8 protein-coding genes are annotated in these 9,208 nt (G+C 70.3%); 7 read left to right on the forward strand and 1 reads right to left on the reverse strand.

Features of this window, described 5'->3' with window-relative positions; all coding sequences use genetic code 11:
* The first annotated feature begins 174 nt into the window (after positions 1-174).
* The 6 genes from ABT025_RS38605 (at position 175) to ABT025_RS38630 (ending at position 6,651) form a co-directional block, all read left to right on the forward strand.
* Positions 175-357 carry a Trm112 family protein gene (locus ABT025_RS38605; RefSeq protein ID WP_219573344.1) on the forward strand — a complete coding sequence of 61 codons (183 nt, stop codon included), beginning with the start codon at positions 175-177 and terminating at the stop codon, positions 355-357.
* A 51-nt stretch (positions 358-408) separates the two neighbouring features.
* On the forward strand, positions 409-1,545 hold the full coding sequence (locus tag ABT025_RS38610; protein ID WP_351003417.1) for an SIS domain-containing protein: 1,137 nt from the start codon (positions 409-411) through the stop codon (positions 1,543-1,545).
* Positions 1,546-1,761: 216 nt separating this feature from the next.
* A complete protein-coding gene (gene manA / locus ABT025_RS38615; protein WP_351003419.1) occupies positions 1,762-2,964 on the forward strand; it encodes a mannose-6-phosphate isomerase, class I in 1,203 nt (400 codons plus the stop codon).
* Positions 2,965-3,052: 88 nt separating this feature from the next.
* Complete coding sequence (locus ABT025_RS38620; protein WP_351003422.1) at positions 3,053-4,114, forward strand: cation diffusion facilitator family transporter; 1,062 nt, start codon at positions 3,053-3,055, stop codon at positions 4,112-4,114.
* A 252-nt stretch (positions 4,115-4,366) separates the two neighbouring features.
* The gene (gene ahcY / locus ABT025_RS38625; RefSeq protein WP_351003424.1) at positions 4,367-5,824 is read left to right on the forward strand and encodes an adenosylhomocysteinase; all 1,458 of its coding nucleotides are present in this window, start codon (positions 4,367-4,369) and stop codon (positions 5,822-5,824) included.
* A 215-nt stretch (positions 5,825-6,039) separates the two neighbouring features.
* Positions 6,040-6,651, forward strand: a complete 612-nt coding sequence (locus ABT025_RS38630) for a hypothetical protein (RefSeq protein ID WP_351003425.1) — start codon at positions 6,040-6,042, stop codon at positions 6,649-6,651.
* Here ABT025_RS38630 and ABT025_RS38635 read toward each other — a convergent pair.
* Positions 6,648-7,664, reverse strand: a complete 1,017-nt coding sequence (locus ABT025_RS38635; protein WP_351003427.1) for an RDD family protein — start codon at positions 7,662-7,664, stop codon at positions 6,648-6,650. The genes ABT025_RS38630 and ABT025_RS38635 overlap by 4 nt on opposite strands.
* A 119-nt stretch (positions 7,665-7,783) precedes the next feature.
* Here ABT025_RS38635 and ABT025_RS38640 point away from each other — a divergent pair, with 119 nt between their 5' ends.
* A complete protein-coding gene (locus ABT025_RS38640) occupies positions 7,784-8,791 on the forward strand; it encodes a stage II sporulation protein M (protein ID WP_351003428.1) in 1,008 nt (335 codons plus the stop codon).
* Positions 8,792-9,208 lie beyond the last annotated feature (417 nt).

Raw genomic sequence — 9,208 nt, forward strand, 5'->3', positions numbered from 1 at the left:
TCCTCTTCGCCTACTTCCTGCTCTTCGCGGGCGGCGCCGCCTGGCTCTACCGGAAGGACACGTTGAAGGCGTGAACGAGGACGAGATGTCCGTGGCGCCCGTTCCGCGAGGCACGACGCAACACGCACCACCACGCCGCACCCGCCCGCTCGCCCTCCGAAGGGAACCCATCCCATGCCGCTCGAAGCCGGCCTCCTGGAGATCCTGGCCTGCCCGGCCTGTCACTCCCCTCTCGACGACCGGTCGGCGGCCGACAGCCCCGAACTGATCTGCACCGGCGCGGACTGCGGCCTGGCCTACCCGGTACGGGACGGCATCCCCGTCCTCCTCGTCGACGAGGCCCGCCGCCCCGCGTAAACCCGGCCCCACCCCGCACGGTGATCGGCACGTGATCGGAGGACCGTCCCCATGCTCGACGAGTCGTTGCTCGACGCCCCGGAGGCCCTGGCCCGAGCCGACCGCCGCGGCCTGCTCCGCGGCGCCGCCGAGGCCGGGGCACGGGTCCGTACCGCCGCCCGCCACGCGACGGAGGCCGGGATCACCGACCTGAGCCCGGAGGGCCGCCCACGCGCGGTTCTGGTCGCAGGCTCCGGCACCGCCGCATCCGGCGTCGCCGACCTGATCGCGGCCCTGGCCGGGGCCTCCGCCCCGGTCACGCGTATCCACCCGACCGGCGTCGCCCCCGCCGCTGGCGCGATGCGATGGACGCTGCCCGGCTGGGCCGGCTCCGTCGATCTGCTCCTCATCGCCACTGCGGACGGGGCGGAACCGGGCCTCGCCCTCCTCGCCGAGCAGGCGTACCGCCGCGGCTGCACCGTCGTGGCCGTGGCCCCCCGGCAGTCCCCGCTGCGCGAGGCGGTCGACGGCGTGCACGGCCTCGTCGTACCGATGGCATCGGCCCCGCACGGCGAGTACGACGCGGAGACGTCGGCGGCGGGCCCGGGCACGCTCTGGGCCCTGTTCACACCGCTGCTCGCCCTGCTCGACAGGGTCGGCCTGGTCACCGCGCCCCCGGAGACGCTGCAGGGCGTCGCTGACCGCCTGGACCGCACGGCAGAGCGCTGCGGACCCGCGATCGCCACGTACAGCAACCCCGCCAAGACGCTGGCCGCCGAACTCGCGGACAGCCTGCCCCTCATCTGGACGGAGGGTGACGCCGCGGGCCCGGTCGGGCGCAGGTTCGCCGCCGTCCTGGCCGAGCTCTCCGGCCGTCCGGCCCTCTCGGCCGAACTTCCGGAAGCGCTCCCCGCCCACGGGGCCCTGCTGGCCGGGGCCTTTGCCGCCGGGGCCGACCCCGACGACTTCTTCCGCGACCGGGTCGAGGAGTCCGAACCCCTCCACGCCCGGGTCGTACTGCTCCGCGACCGGCCCACCGGCGGCCTGAGCGCAGCCCCCGCGGCCCGCGAGCTGGCCCTGGGCCACGACACGGCGATCAGCGAACTGGAACCGGAGGAGGGCAGCAGGCTCGAATCCCTCGCCGAACTCCTGGCGGTCACCGACTTCGCCGCCGTCTACCTGGCCCTGGCCTCGTCAGCCCGCGCCTGACCCCTGCGAGCGACGCCCGGCCCCCGCCCCCGGCCCCGCGCGGCACCGCCAGACGGCTTCCGCGCGCGACCACACCCCACACAGACCACAAAGCCCACAAAGCCCACGCAGGGCCCGCACCACCCAGAACCCGTATCTCGCACCGCAAGACCCCCGCACCACCCAGAACCCGTATCTCGCACCGCACGCATCTCACACAGCCCGAGGACGAATTCCATGGACCGGCTCTCCAACACCGTGCGCCCGTACGCCTGGGGCTCCACCACTCTCATCCCGGCCCTGCTCGGCGTCGCCCCAACCGGCGAGCCGCAGGCGGAGATGTGGATGGGCGCCCATCCCGGAGCCCCTTCCCGGATAACCCGCACCGGTGCCGCCGCAGAGGTCCCGAACGCCCCCTCGGCGGCCCCCGTCGAGCAGGCTCTCACCGACGTCATCGCCGCCGATCCGGCAGGTGAACTCGGTCAGGCCGCCGTCGACAGGTTCGGCCCCCGCCTGCCTTTCCTCCTCAAGCTTCTCGCCGCCGGAGCCCCGCTCTCCCTCCAGGTCCACCCCGACCTCGCCCAGGCACAGCAGGGTTACGCGGACGAGGAGCGCCGGTCCGTCCCGATCGACGCTCCCCACCGCGTGTACAAGGACGCCAACCACAAGCCCGAACTGATCTGCGCGCTCACCCCCTTCGACGGCCTGTGCGGCTTCCGCCGGCCCGTCGAGGCGGCCGAGGTGATGGAGGCGCTGGGCGTCGACTCCCTCAAGCCCTACGCCGATCTGCTCCGCGCCCATCCCGAAGAGGCGGCCCTGCGTGAGGTCCTCACGGCGATCCTCACCGCGGACCCGGCACAGATGGCGGAGACGGTGACGGCCGTGGCGGCCGCCGCCGAACGGATCGGCGGCGTCTACGCCCCGTACGCCCGCGCCGCCCACCACTTCCCGGGCGACGCCGGCGTCGTCGCGGCCCTGTTGCTGAACTACGTACAACTCCAGCCCGGCGAGGCGCTGTTCCTCGACGCCGGAGTCCCGCACGCCTACTTCGGCGGTCTCGGCGTCGAAATCATGGCGAACTCGGACAACGTGCTGCGGTGCGGCCTGACTCCGAAACACATCGACGTGCCCGAACTCCTGCGCATCGTCCGCTTCGAGGCGACCGAGCCGGGGGTCCTGCGCCCCGAGGCGTCCCCGTCCGGCGAGGAGTTGTACGAGACGCCGGTCGACGAGTTCCGGCTCTCCCGCTTCGACCTGTCGCCGGGTGCCGCCCCGGTCGACCTGACGGCAGCCACGCCCCAGATCCTGCTCTGCACGGCGGGCGCACCCAAGGCCGGCGAGTTCGGACTCGGGCCGGGCGAATCGGTCTTCGTACCGGCAGGGGAGAAGGCCGAAGTGTCCGGTACGGGTACGTTGTTCCGTGCCACTGTGGTGGCCTGACGTACCGTCCGCACCAGCGACTGCAATAATGTCCGGCCGTACCGCGGTCGCCGGAGCCGCAGCACCGAAGAAGGGACACCAGGCACCCATGAGTGCGTCAGGCGGAACCAAGGCGATCGTGGCGGCACTAGGCGCCAACCTCGCGATCGCAGTGGCCAAATTCGTGGCGTTCCTGTTCAGTGGCTCGTCGTCGATGCTCGCGGAGAGCGTCCACTCGCTCGCCGACTCGGGCAACCAGGGACTGTTGCTGCTCGGCGGCAAGAAGGCCCAGCGCGAGGCCACCCCCCAGCACCCCTTCGGGTACGGGCGCGAGCGCTACATCTACGCCTTCCTCGTCTCCATCGTCCTGTTCTCGGTCGGTGGCATGTTCGCGGTGTACGAGGGCTACGAGAAGATCAAGCACCCGCACGAGATCGAGGCCTGGTACTGGCCGGTCGGCGTCCTCGTCTTCGCGATCATCGCCGAGGGCTTCTCGTTCCGTACGGCGATCAGGGAGTCCAACCAGACCCGCGGCTCGCTCTCCTGGACCCAGTTCGTCCGCCGCGCGAAGGCGCCGGAACTGCCGGTCGTCCTGCTCGAGGACCTGGGCGCGCTCATCGGCCTCGTCCTCGCGCTCGCCGGCGTCGGACTGGCCCTCGGCACCGGCGACGGTGTGTGGGACGGCATCGGCACCCTCTGCATCGGCATCCTGCTGATCGTCATCGCCATCGTCCTGGCAGCCGAGACCAAGTCCCTGCTGCTCGGCGAGGCCGCCGGCACCGACCAGGTCGAGAAGATCAAGGCGGCGGTTGTCGACGGCGACACGGTCACCCGCGTCATCCACATGCGTACGCTCCACCTCGGCCCGGAGGAACTGCTGGTAGCCGCCAAGATCGCGGTCCAGCACGACGACACGGCCGCCGAGGTCGCCAATGCCATCAACGCGGCCGAGTCCCGCATCCGCGAGGCGGTCCCGATCGCCCGGGTCATCTACCTGGAGCCGGACATCTACAACGCGGCAGCGGAGGCGGCAGGCGTCAACCCGGCCAAGCAGCTGGGCGGAGCACCGGCCGGACCGACGGCCGGCGACACCCCTGGTGACAGCCCCGGCACCCCTGACAGCCCTGACACTCCCGACACTCCGGCCGACCCCACGGAATCCGGCCACTGACCGCACCCGTCAGGCCTCTCCGGCCGCTGCCGGCCCCGGTGGGCTGGGAGCGGCTGGGCCGTTCGGTGTAGATTCGACGACAGTGTCAGACGTCGCTGCTGATGGCGGTCGATCGGTCCGTACGCCGGACCGGCCGAGGGAGAGAGGGCCTCCGACGGACTGCGCTGCGAACCGCCCCGGGCATTCGTGTGCCCGTCGCGTGCCGCAGAGCCGCCCTACCCACCCTCGACCCATCACGAGGAGCAGCCCGTTATGACGACGGTCGCCAATCGACAGGACTTCAAGGTCGCCGACCTCTCCCTCGCAGCCTTCGGCCGCAAGGAGATCACCCTCGCCGAGCACGAGATGCCCGGCCTGATGTCGATCCGCAAGGAGTACGCCGCCACGCAGCCGCTGGCCGGCGCCCGCATCACCGGCTCGCTGCACATGACCGTGCAGACGGCCGTGCTGATCGAGACCCTGGTCGCCCTCGGCGCCGAGGTCCGCTGGGCCTCCTGCAACATCTTCTCCACCCAGGACCACGCCGCAGCCGCCATCGCGGTCGGCCCCGCCGGAACGCCGGAAGCCCCTGCGGGCGTCCCCGTCTTCGCCTGGAAGGGCGAGACGCTGGAGGAGTACTGGTGGTGCACGGAGCAGGCCCTGACCTGGCCGAACACCCCCACCGGTGGTCCGAACATGATCCTCGACGACGGTGGCGACGCCACTCTCCTCGTTCACAAGGGCGTGGAGTTCGAGAAGGCGGGCGCGGCTCCGGACCCGTCGACGGCGGACAGCGAGGAGTACGCGTACATCCTCACCCTGCTGAACCGCACCCTCGGTGAGTCCCCGCAGAAGTGGACGCAGCTGGCCTCGGAAATCCGTGGTGTCACGGAGGAGACCACGACCGGTGTGCACCGGCTGTACGAGATGCACCGTGACGGCACCCTCCTGTTCCCGGCGATCAACGTCAACGACGCGGTCACCAAGTCGAAGTTCGACAACAAGTACGGCTGCCGCCACTCGCTGATCGACGGCATCAACCGTGCCACCGACGTCCTGATCGGCGGCAAGACCGCCGTCGTCTGCGGCTACGGCGACGTGGGCAAGGGCTGCGCGGAGTCGCTGCGCGGCCAGGGCGCCCGGGTGATCATCACGGAGATCGATCCGATCTGCGCGCTGCAGGCGGCGATGGACGGTTACCAGGTCGCCACCCTCGACGACGTCGTCGAGCAGGCCGACATCTTCGTCACCACGACGGGCAACAAGGACATCATCATGGCCGCCGACATGGCCAGGATGAAGCACCAGGCGATCGTCGGGAACATCGGCCACTTCGACAACGAGATCGACATGGCCGGCCTGGCCAAGATCGACGGGATCGTCAAGGACGAGGTCAAGCCGCAGGTCCACACCTGGACGTTCTCCGACGGCAAGGTCCTCATCGTGCTGTCCGAGGGCCGCCTGCTGAACCTGGGCAACGCCACGGGTCACCCGTCCTTCGTGATGTCCAACTCGTTCGCGGACCAGACCCTGGCCCAGATCGAGCTGTTCACGAAGCCGGAGGACTACCCGACCGACGTCTACGTGCTGCCCAAGCACCTCGACGAGAAGGTGGCCCGTCTCCACCTCGCCGCACTCGGCGTGAGGCTCACGACGCTCCGCCCCGAGCAGGCCGCCTACATCGGCGTCGAGGTCGACGGCCCGTACAAGTCCGACCACTACCGCTACTGATCCCCGTCACCACTCGCGACGGTCCGCCGGTGACCGGTCACTCCACCACCGGTCAGTGACGCCCGGCCACCGGCAGACCTCGCAGTGCCTGCAGACGCACACGCGTCGGCAGCTCCGGTGAATCAGCAGCAGCTACGAACGCAGGCCCCCGCACCCCCGTGTCGGGGGCCTGCGCCGTACCGCACCCGCACAACCCGAGGAACCCGAAGGACCCCATGCCACGCGGCCGATATTCGCTCCACGATCTCCACGACCACACCCCCCTCGGCGAAGAACACTTCCACTGCGCACCGGGCCCCTCCGGCTGGCGCTACGTGTCCCAGACGACCGCCCCGTCCGGCGACCACCTCGGATCCGTGGACCTCACTCTCGACGAGCTCGGCCGCCCCATCCGTCTTGAACTCCACGCCGCGAGCTGGCAGGTCCGCGGCGCCGCCCTCGAAGGCGTCACCTGGGTGCGCACCGACCCGACCGGCACTCATGCCACCGAAGGCAATGTCCGCGCCCACGCCTTCAGCGGAACGTCCCCCGCGTTCCTCGTCGCCACCGCGCGGCTGCTGCGTCTCACCGCCACCTCCCCGGCGACCCGGCTCCGCATCGTCACCTTCACGGACCCGGTGCTCGCCCCTCGTACCGTGGACCAGTCCTGGGCCCTGATGAACAGTGAAGCGCACCCCACTGACAACGGCCCCCTGACCGTGGACGCGTACCAGGTCAGCGCCCTGGACACCGGTGAGCAGCACACTGTTCACATCGCCGGCGACGTGGTCCTCTCGGCCCCCGGTATCGAGCTCGAAGAGCTGGAATCCCCGCCCTCGGACCGCTAAGCGGGCGGGGCGAATCCGGTAGCCGCGGGCCGCACCGAGTCCACCCCGGGCTCCGCTGCCACGTCACCCGGCCCGGCAGGCCGGGCAGGGGCCGGCCGCACAGGAGGGGGAGCGGCCACCGGAGCGGCGTGAGTCACGGGGGCCGCAGCGGGGCCGGCGCCCCACGGCGCGTCCGCACCCGCACCGACCGTGCCGAACACGTCGGTCACTTCCACCGCCCCGGTCCGCGGACTCCCGACGACGGGACCGCCGACAGTGCCGGAGGCTGCGGCGAACGCCCGGCGCGCATCCCGCGACTGCCGTTCGTTCACCACGGCGGCCAGGAACGCTGCGGCAGGCACACCCTCCGGCGCCGGAACCCCGGTCCGCGCGGCAAGCTCCCCGGCCAGCCGCTCCGCCATGGCTCGTCCCACGGCGGCATCCAACTGGTGCATCCGTGTCAGGTACTGCCGCACCGCAAGCCACAGTTCGTCAGGGACCGCCGACAGATCCAGTCCGGCGAACCGCCCGACCAGCCAGGGCGGCGGAGGCGGCACGGCTGCCGCCCTGCCCGCAGGAACCCGTTCCCGTACGACGAGCGTCCCCGCGAAGACATCCCCGAGCCGCCGCCCACGCGCCGAGACCAGCGACGCGATGGAGGCGATCACACCCAGCGTCGCGAGGATCTCCACCACACCCATCGCCCCGCGCACCAGCGCGTGCCGGAACCGGATGGGGCCCCCGTCGTCCCGCACCACCCGAAGGCCGCACGCGAGCTTCCCGAGCGAACGGCCGTGGCTGAGCGTCTCCACCGCGATCGGTGCTCCCACCAGAACAAGCAGGAAGGTGGCGACGCTCACCGCCGCCACCGCTGCGTCGTCGAGCGTGGCCGTCGCGATGGCCATCCCGATCGACACCAGCACGAACACCGTCCCGACCGCCACCAGATCGATGACCAGAGCCAGTGCCCTGCTCGGCAGTTTCGCCGTCCGCAATCCCAGCACGACCGCATCCCCGGTCACGAGCTCACTCATCGCCGCCCACCCTTCGCCGACCATCCCTGCCCCTCGGGGCCACAGTCTGCCAAGCTGACCCGCAACGCGCCGCAGTTGTACGCACCCGTACACACCCATGCCAGGAGCAGCAGCCGCCCATGGACCTCGACGTCTTCGTCAACGCCCATCGCAATGAGTGGGACCGTCTGGACCACCTCCTGCACCGCGGGCGAAGGCTCACGGGCGCGGAAGCCGACGAACTGGTCGACCTCTACCAGCGCACGGCGACCCATCTCTCCCTGATCCAGTCCAGCGCTCCCGATCCGCTGCTCACCGCGCGCCTCACGCAGCTGGTGGCCCGCGCCCGCTCGACGGTGACCGGCACCCGCCGCGCCTCCTGGCGCGACGCCGCACACTTCCTCACGGCGGGCTTTCCCGCAGCGGTCTACCGCTCCAGGTACTGGTGGATACCAACGGCCGTCCTCTCCGTGCTCCTGGCCGCGCTGATGGGCTGGTGGATCGGCGCGCATCCGGAGGTTCAGTCGGCCATCGCGGCCCCGGAGGATCTCCGCCGCCTGACCAGCCCGGGAGGGGAGTACGAGACGTACTACTCCAGCCACCCGGCGGCTTCGTTCGCCGCACAGGTCTGGACGAACAACGCTCAGGCCGCCGCCATGTGCCTGGTGCTGGGCGCGTTCCTCTGCGTCCCGGTGATCTGGATCCTCTTCGTCAACGTGCTCAACCTCGCGGTGGGCATCGGACTGATGTCGTCGGCTGGCCGGCTCGACACCTTCCTCGGTCTGATCCTTCCCCACGGGCTGCTGGAGCTCACTGCGGTCTTCGTGGCGGCCGGTACAGGCCTCCGCCTGGGCTGGACGGTCATCGACCCAGGCCCGCACACCCGGCGTACGGCCCTGGCGCAGCAGGGCAGGGCAGCCATCGGAATGGCCCTGGGACTCGCCCTCGTCCTGTTCGTATCCGGCGTCATAGAAGGCTTCGTCACGCCCTCGGGCCTTCCGACCTGGGCGCGCATCACGATCGGAATCGCTGCCGAGCTGGCCTTCCTCGCCTACGTCTACATCCTGGGCGGCAGGGCGGTCCGAGCCGGCGACGCGGGCGACATCACGGCAGCGGAACGAAGCGCAGAGCTGCCCGTGGCCGCCTGATGTGCGTACGGCTCCGCTGACCTGCTACTGTCCTCCTCGCCCCAAAAACCATTGACACGGTGGACTGGGGGAGGTAGATTTGAACGGTTGCCTCGAGCTGGACAAGTTCGAGCCCCAACAGTTAGATTTACCCCGCTCTCGCCGGAGTATTGAATTTCCGCGGAGCCAATTGATTCCCACTCTCCGGAACATGAAGCCGATTAGCTCGGTGGAATTGCTTCTGATAAAGTCGAATCAGCCGAAAGGCAAGGCCACTTCAACGGCCATCAGAATTCAAATCCGGACCGGAAACGGAACGAATTGGGTCTGGTAAGGTTGAAACCGCCGGAAAGGGAAGCGCGAAAGCGAAGAACTGGAAAGCGAAAACGCAAGGCCCGCTTCGACCGGGAATCGGACACGAAAGAGTCTGATAGAGTC

This window comes from Streptomyces sp. NPDC002809 (assembly GCF_040295435.1).
Classification (GTDB): domain Bacteria; phylum Actinomycetota; class Actinomycetes; order Streptomycetales; family Streptomycetaceae; genus Streptomyces.

Excerpts from the sequence above, each read along its gene's own strand:
- ABT025_RS38605 (WP_219573344.1), top strand. The coding sequence starts at position 175 with ATGCCGCTCGAAGCCGGCCTCCTGGAGATCCTGGCCTGCCCGGCCTGT.
- ABT025_RS38610 (WP_351003417.1), top strand. The coding sequence starts at position 409 with ATGCTCGACGAGTCGTTGCTCGACGCCCCGGAGGCCCTGGCCCGAGCC.
- manA (WP_351003419.1), top strand. The coding sequence starts at position 1,762 with ATGGACCGGCTCTCCAACACCGTGCGCCCGTACGCCTGGGGCTCCACC.
- ABT025_RS38620 (WP_351003422.1), top strand. The coding sequence starts at position 3,053 with ATGAGTGCGTCAGGCGGAACCAAGGCGATCGTGGCGGCACTAGGCGCC.
- ahcY (WP_351003424.1), top strand. The coding sequence starts at position 4,367 with ATGACGACGGTCGCCAATCGACAGGACTTCAAGGTCGCCGACCTCTCC.
- ABT025_RS38630 (WP_351003425.1), top strand. The coding sequence starts at position 6,040 with ATGCCACGCGGCCGATATTCGCTCCACGATCTCCACGACCACACCCCC.
- ABT025_RS38635 (WP_351003427.1), bottom strand. The coding sequence starts at position 7,664 with ATGAGTGAGCTCGTGACCGGGGATGCGGTCGTGCTGGGATTGCGGACG.
- ABT025_RS38640 (WP_351003428.1), top strand. The coding sequence starts at position 7,784 with ATGGACCTCGACGTCTTCGTCAACGCCCATCGCAATGAGTGGGACCGT.